The 15,147-nt window shown below is 65.0% G+C and carries 15 protein-coding genes; 6 read left to right on the top strand and 9 right to left on the bottom strand.

Going from position 1 to position 15,147, the window contains the following annotated elements; translation table 11 throughout:
* Positions 1 to 116: 116 nt before the first annotated feature.
* Both IVB46_RS11845 and IVB46_RS11840 read right to left on the bottom strand, forming a co-directional pair.
* A complete protein-coding gene (locus IVB46_RS11845) occupies positions 117 to 512 on the bottom strand; it encodes a VOC family protein (RefSeq protein WP_247303175.1) in 396 nt (131 codons plus the stop codon).
* A 412-nt stretch (positions 513 to 924) separates the two neighbouring features.
* A complete protein-coding gene (locus IVB46_RS11840) occupies positions 925 to 1,122 on the bottom strand; it encodes a hypothetical protein (protein ID WP_166057974.1) in 198 nt (65 codons plus the stop codon).
* A 183-nt stretch (positions 1,123 to 1,305) separates the two neighbouring features.
* On the opposite strand from IVB46_RS11840, the gene IVB46_RS11835 reads away from it, so the two are divergent.
* The gene (locus IVB46_RS11835) at positions 1,306 to 2,577 is read left to right on the top strand and encodes a DUF2157 domain-containing protein (protein ID WP_247303197.1); all 1,272 of its coding nucleotides are present in this window, start codon (positions 1,306 to 1,308) and stop codon (positions 2,575 to 2,577) included.
* Positions 2,574 to 3,188, top strand: a complete 615-nt coding sequence (locus IVB46_RS11830) for a GDYXXLXY domain-containing protein (protein ID WP_071908608.1) — start codon at positions 2,574 to 2,576, stop codon at positions 3,186 to 3,188. Before IVB46_RS11835 ends, IVB46_RS11830 begins: the two co-directional genes overlap by 4 nt.
* 7 nt (positions 3,189 to 3,195) lie before the next feature.
* Here the strand turns inward: IVB46_RS11830 and IVB46_RS11825 are convergent, their stop codons facing one another.
* Complete coding sequence (locus IVB46_RS11825; RefSeq protein WP_247303199.1) at positions 3,196 to 4,608, bottom strand: PLP-dependent aminotransferase family protein; 1,413 nt, start codon at positions 4,606 to 4,608, stop codon at positions 3,196 to 3,198.
* Positions 4,609 to 4,715: 107 nt separating this feature from the next.
* Between IVB46_RS11825 and IVB46_RS11820 the strand changes: the two genes are divergently transcribed.
* Positions 4,716 to 5,576, top strand: coding sequence for a DMT family transporter (locus IVB46_RS11820; protein ID WP_247303201.1), 861 nt, complete (start codon positions 4,716 to 4,718; stop codon positions 5,574 to 5,576).
* Between the two features lie 681 nt (positions 5,577 to 6,257).
* On the opposite strand, the gene IVB46_RS11810 is transcribed toward IVB46_RS11820, so the two are convergent.
* Entirely contained in the window at positions 6,258 to 7,472 is a 1,215-nt protein-coding gene (locus IVB46_RS11810) for an EAL domain-containing response regulator (protein WP_247303203.1), read from the bottom strand.
* A gap of 821 nt (positions 7,473 to 8,293) precedes the next feature.
* The gene (locus IVB46_RS11805) at positions 8,294 to 9,457 is read right to left on the bottom strand and encodes a hypothetical protein (RefSeq protein WP_247342798.1); all 1,164 of its coding nucleotides are present in this window, start codon (positions 9,455 to 9,457) and stop codon (positions 8,294 to 8,296) included.
* Between the two features lie 340 nt (positions 9,458 to 9,797).
* On the opposite strand from IVB46_RS11805, the gene IVB46_RS11800 reads away from it, so the two are divergent.
* Positions 9,798 to 10,421, top strand: coding sequence for a helix-turn-helix transcriptional regulator (locus tag IVB46_RS11800; protein ID WP_063980458.1), 624 nt, complete (start codon positions 9,798 to 9,800; stop codon positions 10,419 to 10,421).
* A gap of 63 nt (positions 10,422 to 10,484) precedes the next feature.
* On the opposite strand, the gene IVB46_RS11795 is transcribed toward IVB46_RS11800, so the two are convergent.
* From IVB46_RS11795 to IVB46_RS11780, 4 genes are all read right to left on the bottom strand, one after another.
* Complete coding sequence (locus IVB46_RS11795; protein WP_071908604.1) at positions 10,485 to 10,733, bottom strand: hypothetical protein; 249 nt, start codon at positions 10,731 to 10,733, stop codon at positions 10,485 to 10,487.
* Between the two features lie 98 nt (positions 10,734 to 10,831).
* Positions 10,832 to 11,209 carry an Hpt domain-containing protein gene (locus IVB46_RS11790; protein ID WP_063980460.1) on the bottom strand — a complete coding sequence of 126 codons (378 nt, stop codon included), beginning with the start codon at positions 11,207 to 11,209 and terminating at the stop codon, positions 10,832 to 10,834.
* A 152-nt stretch (positions 11,210 to 11,361) separates the two neighbouring features.
* Positions 11,362 to 12,060 (bottom strand): Crp/Fnr family transcriptional regulator, encoded by a 699-nt coding sequence (locus tag IVB46_RS11785; RefSeq protein ID WP_038943206.1) that lies wholly within the window; start codon positions 12,058 to 12,060, stop codon positions 11,362 to 11,364.
* Between the two features lie 191 nt (positions 12,061 to 12,251).
* Positions 12,252 to 12,962 (bottom strand): Crp/Fnr family transcriptional regulator, encoded by a 711-nt coding sequence (locus IVB46_RS11780; protein ID WP_208083982.1) that lies wholly within the window; start codon positions 12,960 to 12,962, stop codon positions 12,252 to 12,254.
* 495 nt (positions 12,963 to 13,457) lie between these two features.
* On the opposite strand from IVB46_RS11780, the gene IVB46_RS11775 reads away from it, so the two are divergent.
* Together IVB46_RS11775 and IVB46_RS11770 are read left to right on the top strand one after the other, a co-directional pair.
* Entirely contained in the window at positions 13,458 to 13,931 is a 474-nt protein-coding gene (locus IVB46_RS11775) for a response regulator (RefSeq protein ID WP_247342801.1), read from the top strand.
* A gap of 348 nt (positions 13,932 to 14,279) precedes the next feature.
* Positions 14,280 to 15,147, top strand: an 868-nt coding sequence (locus tag IVB46_RS11770; RefSeq protein ID WP_247342795.1) for an Hpt domain-containing protein, incomplete at its 3' end; no start/stop codon positions are given.

The raw sequence follows: 15,147 nt of genomic DNA, 5'->3' as shown, positions 1-15,147 counted from the left end.
GATCTCATCCTTCGGCCGCCGCCCCAGCAGTGCCCATATTGCCGAAAGCAAATCCTTGAAAAACAGCGGCGAAAACACATTCTGCCAAAGTAGTGCTAGGCCTTCCTCTCCGCCGCTCAAGCTTGCTTGTTCTGACGGAGCCGTGACGGCCAGCCGATCCTGACCAGGGTCTCGTCCGGGTCCGACAGCGCAAACTCGTACATTCCCCACGGCGTGTCCTCCGGCCCCTGTCCGTTGGCCAACTCGCCCGAAAACTCTCGCGCGAGTTCGTCGACGGCCTCGGTGTAGAGATAGAGACCGAACGGGTTGCGGCCTCTGATCAGCCAGCCTTCGACGGCATCGGTGAGATGGAGATGGCCGCCCTTTCCATCGGAGAGGATGCGATAGCTGTCCTCACCGTCCGCCGGCTTGTCGCCGTCCGCGCGCGTAAAGCCGAGCCGGGCGTAGAATTTCTCCGAGGCGTCGAGGTCGTTGCAGGGAAGGATGGACGTCAGTGCGTGAGTTGGCGGCATGCGAATTCCTTTGCGGTAGACTGCCGATACGTGGGGACGGAAGGTTCAAAGTCGTCACTGCCCGCCGTTCCGACCAGCTTGCGTCCTTTTGAAGGCGACCTTATAACCTCGCGCAGGTGCCGAAGGGGCGCCTTCCCGCACAAGAGGCTCTCACCCTTCGAGAGGTTGTCCGTTTTCTTCCGGCGATACGGTCCTTCGATCGGCATCCGGGAAGGCCAACGATGACGAGCCCTTTGTTCGGCAATAGCGGGAGTGTCGGACGCCTCACTGGGGTTGTCATGAACACCGTATTCTCGTCGGGCGCTGCGATGCTCGAATTCCCAAGCACGTGCGATGAATTGTTGCGTGAAATCAAAATTCGCGCGCGGCTACGCTTGAACGATCTGGCCAATGAATCGCCGGATGTCATATTCTACGCACGCTGGATATCGAGGCGGCGACGCTGGGCGTGGCCCGCGAAATGGAAGTTCCCGCGCTCGGGAACGCGCAGACCATCGGGACTGCATTGCAGTCGACCAAAGTACAGCTCGTGATCCTGGACGGCCTGACCCATGAAGCCGAACTGAGTGCGGTCGATCTCGTCCTGCCTCGAGTTCGTCAGTTTCTGCATGGCGGGTCATCATCATGACGGCCGGTGACTTACTCGGTTCGACCGTGAACGCGAAGCCGCTGTCGCGCGGGGGCGCGCGCCCGGTGCCCCCGCAACCAGAGCGGTGACAGGTTGAACCTGCTACCGTCGCGGCCCGACCAACAGCATCCCGCCAGCCGGCAGGGAGCGAGGTGTTTCACGACGATGTTCGACAAAGCCTACCGGCAGCGCCTTGAAGCTGATCTTTCGCAATGGGAAGCCGACGGCGTGATCGCGCCGGCGGCGGCCGCCTCCATCCGCGGTGTCTTGCCGCCGCTGTCGCCCGGCATCAACATCGCCGTCGTCGTCGCCATCGTCGGCGGCCTGTTGATCGCAGCCGCATTCCTCGCCTTCGTCGCGGCGCACTGGACGGAGATCGCGCGGCTGCTGCGGTTCGCGATCCTGATCGCCGGCATGGTCGTCGCCGGCGGCCTCGGGGCGTGGTTCGCCGCGACGGGCCGCAATGTTCTCGCCGATCTCTGCGCGAGCATCGGGGCGATCATCTTCGGCGCGGGCATCGCGCTGGTCGGCCAGATGTATCATCTCGGCGAGGACTTCGCCGGCGGCATGCTGCTGTGGTCGATCGGAGCATTTGCCGCCGCACTGCTGACCGGATCGCGCGGCGCGCTTGCGGTCGCCCTCGTCGCGGCCTGCATCTGGACCTGCATGCGCAATTATGATGCGCCCGATGTCCTGCATCTTCCGTTCGTGGCGGTCTGGTTGATCGCCGCCGCGCTCGCGCTTGCATGGAATTCCCGCGTGGCGGCCCATCTCGTCGCGGTCGCGCTGCTTCCGTGGTGGATCGCGACGTCGCTCCGCTTCGAGCTCGACGGTGCCCAGCCGTCGTTCGTGCTCGCGAACGGCGCCGCCTTGCTGTTCGGCGCCGGGCTCGCGATCGCCGCTGCGCCGTCGCCGAGGGCGCTACGCCTCGGAACTGTCCTGTCGATCTACGGAGCGTTTTCGCTGGCCGCCGTCGCTTGCCTGGAGGTGACAACGGTCGACGACATCATTCGCTTCCGGAATAGCACGGTGCCGGCCCAGCCGCTTTGGGCGATCCTGTGCGGGGCCGCGGGCGTGATCCTCGCGCTTGCGTCTGCCGGCGTCACCAGGCGTGCAGGTGAAATCCTTGCCGCATGTTCGATCGGGCTGGTCCTGCTCGCGGCGCCGATCTGGCCGGCATCCACGGCCGGCGAGCCCTGGTTCGCTTATGCCGCGCTGCTCTGCGCCATGCTGTGCCTCGTCGTCTCCGGTGTGCTCGATGATGTGCGTCCGCGGATCGTTGCCGGCTGGCTCGGGATCGCCGGCGTCATCGCGGGCATCACCTGGGCGGTGAAGGGCTCGCTGCTGCGCCGCTCGGCTTTCCTTGCCGCGGCCGGTGTTGTTGCCGTCGTATTTGCCACCGCGCTCAATCGCGCGCTGCCGAGGGCCCAGCGATGATGGAGTTGACCGCGTCCGTGACAAAACTCTGGCAACGCATCCCGAAAGCCGTGCTGTTCGGTGTCGCCGTCCTGCTTCAATGCGTGCTGCTGGTGCTGATGGTCGCCGATCGCATGCAGATCCTGCGCGAAGGCCGTGAGGTGACGTTGCAGACGCAGCCGGTCGATCCCCGCGATCTCCTGCGCGGCGACTATGTCGTGCTCCGCTACGACATCTCGCAACTGCCGGCGGGCACGCTCGCCGGCCAGCCGGCGGCCGAGCGCAAGCCCGTCGTGTTCGTCAAGCTCGCGCCGAATGCCAATGGTCTCTACGAGGCCGTCTCGGTGCATGCCGAGCCCGTCACGGTCACGGCTCCCGAAGTGCTGATCCGCGGCCGCGTCTCCTATTACGGCGGAACCTGCGGCTCGGGCCCGCACGTCTTCTGCGAGAAACTGGCGATCAAATACGGTCTCGAAAGCTATTTCGTGCCCGAAGGCGAGGGCAAGAAGCTCGAGCAGGCCCGCAACCAGCAGAAACTCCGGGTTGTCGCCGCCGTACTCCCCTCAGGCCGCGCCGCCATCAAGCGGCTGCTGCTTGACGGCGAGCCGGTCTATGAGGAGCCGTTGTACTAGGCGCTGATCATTTGGCCTTCAGCGCCCGCCGCAGCACGTCCCACATCCGCGGATCGCTCATATGCGCAACGTTGAAGCGCAGGAAGTCCGAGGCCGTTTGCGACACGCTGAAGACGTTGCCCGGCGCGAGCACCACATCCTCCTCGAGCGCGGCGCGCGCGACGGCGGTGGCATCCTGCCCGCCCGCGAGGCGGCACCAGAGGAAGAAGCCGCCGCGCGGCATCAGCCAGGGCTCGATGCCCAGCGCCTGAAGTTTTCGCGCGACGTCGCGGCGCGTGCGCGTGAGCTTCTGCCGGAGCTCGTCCATGTGCTTGCGATAGCTGCCGCCGGCCAGGACCTTGGCGATGATCTCGGTCGCCACCGGGCTCGGGCCGCCAAAACTGGTCGCGACCTGGAGGTCGACGAGGTGCTCGATCCAGTCGGCTCGCCCTGCGATGTAGCCGCAGCGCACCGAGGCCGACAGCGTCTTGGAGAAGCTGCCGATGCGGATCACGCGGTTCAATCCGTCGAGCGCGGCAAGGCGCGGCGAGCGCTCCGGTTCGAAGTCGCCGAAGATGTCGTCCTCGATGATGGTGAGGTCGTGCGTCGTGGCCGCAGTCAGAAGCCGGTGCGCGGTCTGAAGCGAGATCGTCGCGCCGGTCGGATTGTGCAGCGCTGAATTGGTGATGTAGAGCCGCGGCCGCTCAGCCGCGAGGATCTGCTCGACGCGCGCGACATCGGGGCCCGACGGCGTGTAGGGCACGCTGACGATCTTCGCCTGATGCGCTCGCAGCAGCGCGCGAAAATTGAAGTAGCAGGGATCGTCGACCAGCACGGTGTCGCCGGGACGGAGCAGGAAGCGGCAGATCAGGTCGGTCGCCTGAGTGCCTGAACCGGTCAGCATCAACTGGTTGATCGAGGCCTCGATCGCGTCTTCGGCGAGGCGCGCGAGCAGCAGCCGGCGCAGGGCAGGGGAGCCGCTCGTGCTGCCGTAATTGGTCAAAACGCTTGCATCGGTGCGGGCAAGCGCACGGGTGGCGCGGCGCAAGGCCGCCTCCGGCATCCACTCCGGCGGCAGCCAGCCGCAGCCGGGTTTTGGCACGGCATCGTCGGTGTCGAGCGATTGTCGCGACACCCAGAACGGGTCCACGGCCCGGTCGCGGCGGGGCTCGACTTCGGTCAGCGCCAGCGGCGGGGTGACGGCCGATGAGACATAGAAGCCCGAGCCGCGGCGGGCGCGGATCAGGCCGTCGGCGGCCAGCCGATCATAGGCTTCGACGACGGTGGACGGCGAAACACCCATTGTCGCGGCAAGGCTGCGGATCGACGGCAGGCGGTCGCCGGCACCGAGTGCGCGGGCCGCGACCTTGGCGCGGATCGCGCCCATCACGTCGCTGGTCCGCGTCCCGCCCCGTCCCTTCGTCTGCGCCTCGCCGCCCAAGGTGTATTACCTTCCATATCCATACAGTTTTGCCAGATTGTACTAGATTGTTGCTGGTCTCGCCACCGGCGACGGCCGATGATCGTGACCCAGGAAGTGAGACGGACATGCAATCTGCAGGCAGTGGTTGGGGCAACGGGCTTCTCGGCGTCATCATCTTCAGCGGCTCGTTGCCGGCGACCCGCGTGGCGGTCGGCGGCTTCTCCGCGCTGTTCTTGACGTCGGCGCGCGCGGTCATCGCGGCCCTGATCGGTGTGGCCGTGCTCTTCCTGCTCCGCCAGGCGTGGCCCCAGCGGAAGGATCTTGTCTCGCTCACCATCGTCTCCATCGGCGTCGTGGTCGGCTTCCCCCTGCTGACGGCGCTCGCGCTCCAGCATATCACCTCCGCGCATTCGATCGTCTTCATCGGGCTCTTGCCGCTGTCGACGGCGATCTTCGCGGTGCTGCGCGGTGGCGAGCGACCGCAGCCGCTGTTCTGGCTGTTCGCTGTCCTGGGCAGCGCCACGGTCGCGGGCTTTGCCCTGTCGAACGACGGCTCGGCCTCGCTCACCGGCGATCTCCTGATGGTCGCGGCCATCGTGCTGTGCGGGCTCGGTTATGCCGAAGGCGCCGCGCTGTCGCGCCGCCTCGGCGGCTGGCAGGTGATCTCCTGGGCGCTGCTGCTCGCGCTGCCGCTGATGGTGCCGGTCGCGATCCTGACATGGCCGTTGACGTGGAGCGGCGTCGGCGTGCCCGCCTGGATCGGGCTCGCCTACGTCTCCGTCTTCAGCATGTTCGTCGGCTTCATCTTCTGGTACCGGGGCCTTGCGGTCGGCGGCATTGCCCGCGTCGGTCAGTTGCAGCAGCTCCAGCCGTTCTTCGGTCTCGCGCTCGCCGGCTTCCTGCTGCACGAGCCGGTCGCATGGAGCATGATCGCCGCGACCGCGCTCGTGGTCGTCTGCGTCTTCTTCGCGCGGCGATATGCCTGAGGCGGTGCATCGCAGTTCCCGACCAGGGTCTGAAGTTGGTGACCTTGATCGAACGCGCTTCCATCAGGTCATTGGCCCGCGACCATCGCCTGGCGCGGTCGTTATGCGACCGTCAACGTTGATCTAGATCAACGTCGGTTCTTGCTCGCAGTGTCGCACTGGACGGGAGAGTTATCTCCCCGGTGCATCGCGTACCTGTTTCGCGATCACAGTGACAGCATCCGCCTGGCTGGTCTGCTCGTTTCGCTGATGGGACGGTGATCGGCATCCTCACGCGACTGACAGAAATCCGCAGAAAGCAAGGGAAGGAGCACGTCATGCGACACGGAACCAAATTTTGGCTAGCCGGCGCCGTTATTGCCTGCGCAGCCATGGGCTCGGTGCAGTGGTCGGAAGAGGATGGTCTTTCATTCTCGGTTCAGAGCGCACAGGCCCGCGTAGGGCGACCAGCGACCCCGGTGAGTGTCGCCGGCGTCGCGCGGCGAACGACGCGCCGCGCCGTAGTCGGTGGAGCGGCCGTAGGCGCCGCTGTCGCGGCACCAACGTGCGCCCGCGTGCTGGTCAATGGCGCCTGGGTCTGTCGCTAGGAAAGCTCTGTCCTTCATGGGGTGATCGCAGCGACCGCGCTCGTGGTCGTGTGCGTCTTCTTCTTCGCGCGGCGGTTGGCGTGAGGCCTGTGCCTCACGCCTGCCCCATCACCGTCCGCGTCAGCGCGCTCCGGGCAAACTTCTTCAGCGGCATCGGCTTGCCGAACAGAAAACCCTGTACGAGGTCGAAGCCGAGCTCGTTGGCGGCAACGAGGTCGGCGCGGCTCTCGACGCCTTCGGCCACAGTGCGCGCGCCGTAGCCGTGGGCGAGCTCGACGATGTGACGGCACACCGTGCGCTTCAGCCGATCGCTGCCGCTGCCGGTGACGAAGTGCCGGTCGGCCTTCAGCTTGATGAAGGGAATCTTGTCCAGATCCATCAGTGACGGCCAGTTGGCGCCGAGATTGTCGATCGACAGGCCGATATTGTGCAGGCGCACCTCGCGGGCGACCTCGACGAGGAATGCGAGATCGCGGATCGCCTCCTCGCTGTCGATCTCGATCGTCAGCCCGCCGAAGGCCGGATGCGTCGGCATGCGGCGGCAGAGATCACGCACGGCGAGCGGCTCCTTCAGATACGACGTCGGCAGGTTGATCGAGAGATCGACCGGGCTCTGCTGCTCCAGGAGATAGTGCCAGTCCTGCAAGGCGCGCTCGATCACGAACTCCGAGAGCTCGCGCAAATGCGGATCGTGCTCTTCGGGGATGAAGTAGGCGGGCGGCACCACGCCCCAGGTCGGATGCCGCATCCGCACCAGCGCCTCGGCGCCGCTGCGGACCAAGGTGCGCGCGTCGATCTTGGGCTGGTACCAGAGCTCGAGCCAGCCGGCGTGAAGGGCCTCGCCGACATACACGGCCGGGCTCGGCGCCGGCTCGTCCGGCAGCAGCATCGCGACGCGCTCGCGCAGCGTCTCCGCGGCAAACGGCGTGGTCAGTGGCGGCAGCATCGCGAGGCCGTATTCCTCGCCGACCTGCTGCACGGCCCTGACGATGATGGACTCGCGGGCGCCGACGGCGAGAACCTTGCCGTCGAAGGCCTCGTGCACCAGCGTCTCCAGAAACGTGCCGGGCTCGATGCCGTCGGCGGCGATGCCGAGCAGGATCAGGTCCGGCAACTCGCGGGTCAGCACGGTCTGCAGCTCGTCCGCGCTGGCGCATTCGCTGGTGACGAAACCAAGATCCTCCAGCACCTCGGCGAGGAATGCGCGCAGATGGCGCTTGCCGTCTGCAACGCATGCGCGCGGCGTTACCTTTCGCCGTCCGAAGGTTTTGGGCCTCCGTCCGGCGAGCTCAACAAGTTCATCGTTCATCGCAAACCACTCCCGTTCCGCGACAGGTGTTAGCGATGGGAGCAGTTTCAAATATGGAGAGCTTCAGTCGACTGTTGAATTATCTGGGTAACGTTAAAGCCCGCATCACGTCTAAAATTGTCTGGATCTTCTTCCAGAAGTTTTTACGTCTGCCCGCGCGTCGCGCGCGGGCGTGCGGCAATCCCGCGCAATTTTTGCAAGACGCGGCTTGGCTGCGGACACGCGCGCTGTCCTGTAATCGGACGAGGTCGCGCGCACTTCGCCCAATTGAATAATGGACGCCTCAATTGCCTGTGGCCGTGGCGTGCCGGGTCATGCAGTACCAGCTCGCGACCGCGACTCAGGACGGGAAACGCCTAGTAGAATCCGTGCTTGTCGAGCTGCGCATTCAGCTCGTTCAACGCGCTACGAACCGCTCGCGTTTCGCGCGGCGCTGGCGCTCGCGTGCAATGCCGCCATCGTCGATGTCCGCCGGTTCGATCTCATCGCAACCTCCGTCCCGTCGCTCTTGCGGTGCATCGCAGGATCGACGCGATGGCAGCGATGGGAGAGTTCATTTTCACGCGATGCGCGCATGTTCCATGGTTTACGCGTGACAGTTCTGCGACAACGCGGCCGGCTGCGCCGGCGCAAATGTGAAGCACATCACATGTGTCTTGCTGCACCTGCGCTATTGCTGTGGGCAGCCGGTGGTGGGCTGTCGAGGATTACAGCAATGACGACGCGGCGATTGATGTATTGGTGGTTCAGATTCGTTCTGTCAGGGCGATTTACCGATCGCTTCCTGTGCCTGCCGCGGGCGGAGTAGCCGCGCCGCAATATCAGGTTTGCCCGATCAATTTGCGAAACGCCGCTGCGCCGTCCTGCACGGCGTCGCGTCCCTTCCAGGCCAGATAGGACAGCTTGCCGCCGAGCGTGTCGTGGCTGCGCAGCCGGCGCGAGCCGAGAATGTGGCCGACATTGGAGGGGAAACGGCTCACCTCGGCGGACACCAGCGCCGCGATCGCATCCATCAATTGCTGGAGCCGGATACCCCATTCGCAACCCTCGATGCCGTCGATGCGGACCTTGAGCGCATATTCGGTGTCGTAGATGTCGGCCAGCAGGTCGCGCGCGACCAGCACGCGGTTGTGCTTGAGCGCGACCCGCAGGGCGAGCCGCTTGTCGTCGAGCCGGTCGAGCACCATGGGAACGACGCAGGCATAGGGCGTGGCGGCGACGTCAGCCACGCTCTTGCTCGCGGCGGTCCTGGTGGCAAGGCGCACCAGCTCCCAGGACGTCTTCAGGCGCCTTGCCACCAGCGCCAGCGCAAAGGGCAGCGCGTCCGGGTGGGACTTCTTGAAGACATCGAGTCGCGCAGTGATCTGGGCAACCTGGCCGTCGTCGAATTTCGCGATCTTCTCAGGCAGCTTTTCGTTGAACTTCGGCAGCGCGTCGCCGGCGCGCAGCACCTGCTGCATTTTCCTCACGTCGTCGAAGGCGGTGCGCGAGGCCGTGTATTGCGTGAGCTTGGCGCGTGCGAACTCGGTGCTCTCCGCCGATGCGAGGGTGTTCTCGAGGACCTTGAGGACCTTGGTCTGGAAGATCGACGCGGTTTTCAGCACTTCCTTCGGGTTGTTGGCGGTGACCTGGTCGTTGATCGCCTTGATGTAGTCGCGCGCCATGGTCGGCAGCAGGTCGCGGCAGATCCACTCCCAGATGGGCGTGAGCGTGTTGCGTGAGATCCGCCCCGCATTGGCATGCTCGGGTGCGCCGTCGATCAGGAGCAGTTCGAGCGGCGCGAAGAAATAGCGCGAGGGACTGGTGGCGCGTGCCTGGGTCGATCCGTCCTTGCGGAACTCGGCGCGCAACTTCGCCTGGATGTCGGACGAGCCCGGCATGTCGATGCCGCACAGTTCGAGCCGCTCGAGCTCGCTGAGCAGACAGCTGCGCGAGAGCGGCGTCAGCCTCTGCAAGAACTCGGACAGCCGATCGATCTCGTTCATGGCACGCAATCTTCCGCAGCGTTTCCCGCAGGCCTACCGGCCTCATGCGTGGAGGCATTTGCGCGCTCTCAATCGTGACTAAGAGAAGCAAGTCATTGTTAATTTATCCGTAAAAACCGGGAGGCGCGGGCGCCCGCTGGGGAGCGTTGGTTAAGGAGGCATTTCGTCGTCTGCTCAAGTTTTGGGCGAAAACCTCAACCTACGCGTGGTCGATCGCGTGGGTACTCAAGCATAAATTGTGCCTGCGCCGGTATTTCAGCACAAAACTGCCAAAATTACCGTAGTCTTACGGAGCAAAAAGTTAACCACAGACCGGCCTCGGTTCCGCTAAACGAGTCACATGGGGTCACAGAACGATACGGCCACCGATTCGCGGCCGTCGGAATGGTTCGAAAGCAGCTCTGCTCCGACCGAAGAGCTCGATTTCGCCCGCCTGAACGCGGTCCGCGCCAAGGCCGCCGACGAGATGGCCAGCGCCATCGCCCGCGAGCTCAACGGCCCCCTGACCGCGCTCCTGCTCTACATGGGCGAGATCAAGCACCACAGCGACCAGCTCGCGCCGGTTACGGCCGATCGGGCCTATTTGCAGCGCGTGGTGGAGAATGCGCTGGCGCAGACCGAACGCGTTTGCGGCGTGGTCAAGCAGCTTGCCGGCCCTCATAGGGATGCCCTGCCGATCCAGTCCAGGACCGAGGGCGCCGAATTGAACGCCGCCCGCGCACAGCAAGCGCAGCGTGTGCCGAGCACCGAGTTGCTGGGCCTGTCGGGCCAGAAGCGGCTGACCAAGCGCGAACGCGAGGTGCTGAGGCTGATCAGCGAGGGCTACTCGAACAAGCAGGGCGCGCTGCGGATGCAGATCAGCCCGCGCACGTTCGAGAGCCATCGCGCCGAGGCGATGCGCAAGCTCGGCGCGCGCAACACCGCGGACCTCGTCCGTGCGGCGCTGCTGCATTCGATCGATTGAGGTTCTGTCCTGCGCCGCCAGGCGGGCGATCAAGCCTGAGAATGGCCTGGGGACCCGATGGGTTCAGAGATAATCCTCGGCGAAAGGGCGTACCCGCGACGGCGGCCGCAGCGACTTGGGCTCTTCCTTCGGCGTGCTCGGAATGATCGTGATGGTCCAGCGCGGCGGCATGCTCGATTCCTGCTCCAGCACCGAGCGAACGAAACCAGTCACCGTCGCCTCGCCAGCCTTCACCGTCGCCGTCCTGCCGTTGAACTGTGCGATGCGGAAGCGACGGACCTCTTTCTGATCCGCAGTCTCATAGGTGAACATGGAAACCCTCCTGGTTTCCGGCGACTATCGCCACCTATGATTAGCCATCTGTGAAAATCGCTAACCGTAGAAGTACGGCGGGCTTTGCACGCGCCTTTCTAACCCTGCGGCTCCTGTGCGCGCGCGGCGGCGTAGGCGGCATCCATCAGGTCGAGGAGACCGTGGAATTCGGCCTCGCCAAGCGTCTCCGCGGTCTGCTCCAGCCGCAGCGCCAGCGCCGCAAGCCTGACATAGCCGAACGTTCCGGCCGCGCTCTTCAGCGAATGCGCTTCGCGGGTGATCCTGGCGAGGTGCCGCGCGAGCGAGAGCGTGCGGAACAGCTGCAGGCGCGCGCAGGTCTCGCTCCAGAACACGTCACGGACTTCACAGGCCCCGTCCTCGCCGATCTCCCGCACCAGCGCTTCGTACGCACCCGGCTCGCGCGCGGGCGCAGCATCGAGCGCTTTTGGCATCGGCGCGGCGGTCACTTCAAACATGGCTTTGGCCTGTCCTGGTCACGGTTCGTCTGCCGCGCGGCCTGTACGGCGCGAGGCATGCCCCGTGTCTAGGGCATCCGAATTTCAGTTCCGGTAGCAGGACGATCCGTGTTTGCAGGCCGGCGTTAGCCGCCGGTTTACCAAGGCGCCGGTCAGCGCGGGCCGAGCAGCCGGTCGTACTGGGCCTTCACGGTGGCGTAGCATTCGCACGCCGTCTGGCGCAGGCCGTCCAGGTTGAGGATCTGGATGTGCCCGCGGCTGTAGTGGATGAAATTGGCGTGCTGCAACGTATTGGCGACCAGCGACACGCTGTTGCGGCGCGCCCCGATCATCTGCGCCATCGCCTCCTGGGTCAGCAGCAGCCGGTAATCGCCTGACAGGTCATGGGTGTGCAGCAGGCAACGCGACAGCCGCGATTCCACCGGATGGGCGGCGTTGCAGCCCGCGGTCTGCTGGACCTGTGCGTAGACGGCCAGCCCGTGACGGGTGAGCAGCGTCCGCAAGGTGCTGCTCTGGTCGGCCGCGTCGCGCAGCCGGTCGAGGTCCATCACGGAGGCGGCACCGGGGACCAGCACGATTGCCGTGTTCAGCGCGCAGGCATCGCCCATGGTCGAGAGCGTTCCGAGCAGGCTGTCGCGGCCGACCATGGCGACCTGCACATGCTCGCCCTTGGCGAGTTTCACCACCAGCGAGATGACGCCGCGGTGGGGGAAGTAGGCGCGCTTGAGCGTTTCGCCGGTCTCCACCAGGATCGCTTCGTGCGGCAGATCGATCATGCGCAAATGCGGGCGGATCAATTCGTAATCCTCCGCCGACAGTGCGGACAGGAAACCGTTGGATGGGCGCGCCATCGTTTCCAAGACTGCCTCCGTCTCATCAGCCCCCGAACTCGAAGCGAACGGGCTGCTCGCTGCACGGATAAGTTTGATCATGTTCTCGTCGGGATATATTGGCAATTGGGACAAGATGTCCGGTTGCGACGGCGCCTCTGCTGCACTGTGTGCACACCGGCATGCAGCAGGCCGGTTGCGCCGGGCTATCTTCACCGCGGGGCTCCCAGCAGGCGGGCGTGGCAGCCCTTCACCGCCGCATAGCAGTCGCAGGACCTCGTCTCCAATGCGCGCTCGTCGACGATCTCGATCTGGCCGCGGGTGTAGTGAATGATGCCGGCGCGCTGGAGCGCATTTGCGACGAGGGAAATCGCGTTGCGCCGTACGCCCATCATCTGCGCCAGCGTCTCCTGTGTCAGCGGAAGGAACTTGCTATCGGACAGGTCGCGGGCACGCAGGAGCCAGCGCGCCAGCCGCGCTTCGACCGGGTGCACCGTATTGCACAGCACCGATTGCTGCGCGTGCGCGAGCAGCGCCTGCTCGTGGCGGATCATCAGGCCGCGAAACTGCGCGCTTGCGGCCGCCACCGCCCGGAAGGCCGCGATTTCGAGCACGGACGCAGTCCCGGGGAAGAGCACGGCGGCATCCGTCGGAGCGATGCCGTCGGCAAGGGCGGCGCCGGCGCCGACGGCGCTGTCGCGGCCCAGCATCGCGACCTCGATCATCTGTCCCTCGGAGAGACCCACCGTGATCGAAACGGATCCGCCGTGCGGGAAGTAGACATGTCGCAGCCCGGCGCCTGCCTCGGCCAAGACAGATTCCCTGACCATTTCGACTGTCGCAAGATGGGGGCGCAGCAGATCGAAATCCGCCGCGCCGAGCATTTGCAGCAACTGGTTGGACGGGTGGCCGCTCGCGGTCATGCAGGTCAATCCGGCGCGTTCATTAGGACGATCGGCCGCCGCGCCCTGTGCGTCATCCAGTTGCACGACGACCAAAACATATTGTAAAGGTTGTGGGGCCGTCCATATACCCGTTGGGGGGCAGACAGGCTGCGGCATTTGCGGCGGAAATTGAGAAACGCACGCTGATTCGCGCGTTAATTAGGGGCGTCCGTCTTATGCGGGGCGGCAGGAAAAAGCGGCAAGGGGGCTGTCGTGAGCCGCTAGCATCGCATCCGCGCCGCCATCGGACGCCGACCGACACCTGCGGCTTCCCCATCAAGCGCGCATTTCCATCCATGCGGGACTGGTCTGCGCGGCTTCGCTACGCCGCGACTGCCGCACCTGCCCGTGATTTCCCGACAGGACCGGTGACGCTTCCGGCCATCAATGTTTCGACCCCAGCCAGAGGACGGCGTTCCCCACGGTTTGATTTTTGAATCGTCGAGACGGGAAGCTCAAGCGGGCCCGGCGGATCTGCACCATATTCTCGTTGTCGACGACGACCCGATGGTGTGCATGGCCATCGAGATCTATCTGCAGCGGAATCATTTCCGGGTGACGATGGCCGACGGAGGAGAAGCCGACCTCCGCGCTCTCGAGAACGAACAGGTCGATCTGATGATGATCGACATCTTCATGCCGCATATGCGGGGGTTCGAGTCGATTCGGATCTTCCACGAGCACGCGCCGGCCATTCCGCTGATTGCGATGTCCGGCTACGCCTTCGCAAATTTGAACGCGCCCGCGCCCGACTTCCTCCGGATGGCGCTGGAGCTCGGCGCTGCGCGTTGCCTTCGCAAGCCGTTTACACCGGATGCGTTACTCGCTGCCATCAAGGATTGTCTCGCGGAGCATCGTGCTGTCTCCGCAATTGGGTTAGCGCGGCAGCAATCGCGGCGGCCGCGAAATAAGCGTTCGTTTACCGCAAGCGCAGCTGTTGCGCATTGAGCAGGCGAGCAGCGGGCGGCGGTGTGAGCGATTCTGATTGCGCGTGATTTGATTCAATTCGCGCGGCCCGTGCATATCGTCCTTCGCGAGCAGGATTTTTCGCATACGTCGCAGTGTTGTTATCGGAGCGTTTACCTATCGCGTCTGTCGCGTGAGATGCGGCGCCGCTTTTGCCGAAAGACGCTATTGCAGGTCTCGAAGCGCAAACTTGTCTTCAATATCCGTATTAGCACGGAGGCTGAAATTAACGGGACCGTGAAAGGGGTTGTCTAACGATCCAGGCGCGGACCTCCGCCGAACTCCAGGTGCGGCCCAGGCGTCGAAGTCCCGCTCAGTAAGGCGTAGCTCATGGATGATCTGTTGCGGGAGTTTTTGACGGAGACCAGCGAGAGCCTGGACACCGTCGACAATCAGTTGGTGAAGTTCGAGCAGGAGCCGAACAACGCCAAGATCCTGGATAACATCTTCCGCCTGGTCCACACCATCAAGGGCACGTGCGGCTTCCTCGGTCTGCCGCGGCTCGAAGCGCTGGCGCATGCCGGCGAGACGCTGATGAGCAAATTCCGTGACGGCATGCCGGTGACGGCCGGCGCCGTGACGGTGATCCTGTCCTCGATCGACCGCATCAAGGAGATCCTCGCCGGCCTCGAGGCGACCGAAGCCGAGCCCGAGGGCACCGACCGCGATCTCATCGATAAGCTCGAGGCGATGGTCGAGCAGGGCATGGCGGCAATGGCCGCAGGTGCTGTTGCTCCTGTCGCCGAATCTCCGCCACTGGCGCCTGAAGCCCCTGTTGCTGCTGCGCCTGCGCCCGCAAAGGAGATGACGCAGGGCTCGCTGATCGATCAGACCCTGGAGCGCCCGTTGCGTCCGGGCGAAGTCTCGCTCGACGAGCTCGAGCGCGCCTTCCGCGAGACCGCGATCGAAGCGCCGGCCCCCGTCGTCAAGGCCGAGCCCGCGCCGGCTGCTGAAGCTCCGGCGCCCGCCGCCAAGGAAGCTGCGAAGCCCGCCAAGGAGAAGGCCGCGCCGAAGAAGTCGATGGCCGACGAGGGCGCCGCCGAGGGCGACCGCATTGCCAACCAGTCGATCCGCGTCAACGTGGATACGCTGGAGCATTTGATGACCATGGTCTCCGAGCTGGTCCTGACCCGCAACCAGCTGCTGGAGATCTCCCGCCGCAACGAGGACACCGAGTTCAAGGTGCCGTTGCAGCGCC

The organism is Bradyrhizobium sp. 61 (genome assembly GCF_023073075.1).
In the GTDB taxonomy this organism is placed as follows: domain Bacteria; phylum Pseudomonadota; class Alphaproteobacteria; order Rhizobiales; family Xanthobacteraceae; genus Bradyrhizobium; species Bradyrhizobium barranii.
Note: the sequence above shows the minus strand (reverse complement) of the source record. Positions and strands in the feature narration are given on the sequence as shown.

What these genes read in the sequence shown, in the direction of transcription:
- IVB46_RS11795 (WP_071908604.1), bottom strand. Translation starts at nt 10,733, where the DNA reads ATGTTCACCTATGAGACTGCGGATCAGAAAGAGGTCCGTCGCTTCCGC.
- IVB46_RS11845 (WP_247303175.1), bottom strand. Translation starts at nt 512, where the DNA reads ATGCCGCCAACTCACGCACTGACGTCCATCCTTCCCTGCAACGACCTC.
- IVB46_RS11810 (WP_247303203.1), bottom strand. Translation starts at nt 7,472, where the DNA reads ATGAACGATGAACTTGTTGAGCTCGCCGGACGGAGGCCCAAAACCTTC.
- IVB46_RS11820 (WP_247303201.1), top strand. Translation starts at nt 4,716, where the DNA reads ATGCAATCTGCAGGCAGTGGTTGGGGCAACGGGCTTCTCGGCGTCATC.
- IVB46_RS11835 (WP_247303197.1), top strand. Translation starts at nt 1,306, where the DNA reads ATGTTCGACAAAGCCTACCGGCAGCGCCTTGAAGCTGATCTTTCGCAA.
- IVB46_RS11790 (WP_063980460.1), bottom strand. Translation starts at nt 11,209, where the DNA reads ATGTTTGAAGTGACCGCCGCGCCGATGCCAAAAGCGCTCGATGCTGCG.
- IVB46_RS11780 (WP_208083982.1), bottom strand. Translation starts at nt 12,962, where the DNA reads ATGACCGCGAGCGGCCACCCGTCCAACCAGTTGCTGCAAATGCTCGGC.
- IVB46_RS11840 (WP_166057974.1), bottom strand. Translation starts at nt 1,122, where the DNA reads ATGCAGAAACTGACGAACTCGAGGCAGGACGAGATCGACCGCACTCAG.
- IVB46_RS11830 (WP_071908608.1), top strand. Translation starts at nt 2,574, where the DNA reads ATGATGGAGTTGACCGCGTCCGTGACAAAACTCTGGCAACGCATCCCG.
- IVB46_RS11800 (WP_063980458.1), top strand. Translation starts at nt 9,798, where the DNA reads ATGGGGTCACAGAACGATACGGCCACCGATTCGCGGCCGTCGGAATGG.
- IVB46_RS11785 (WP_038943206.1), bottom strand. Translation starts at nt 12,060, where the DNA reads ATGGCGCGCCCATCCAACGGTTTCCTGTCCGCACTGTCGGCGGAGGAT.
- IVB46_RS11805 (WP_247342798.1), bottom strand. Translation starts at nt 9,457, where the DNA reads ATGAACGAGATCGATCGGCTGTCCGAGTTCTTGCAGAGGCTGACGCCG.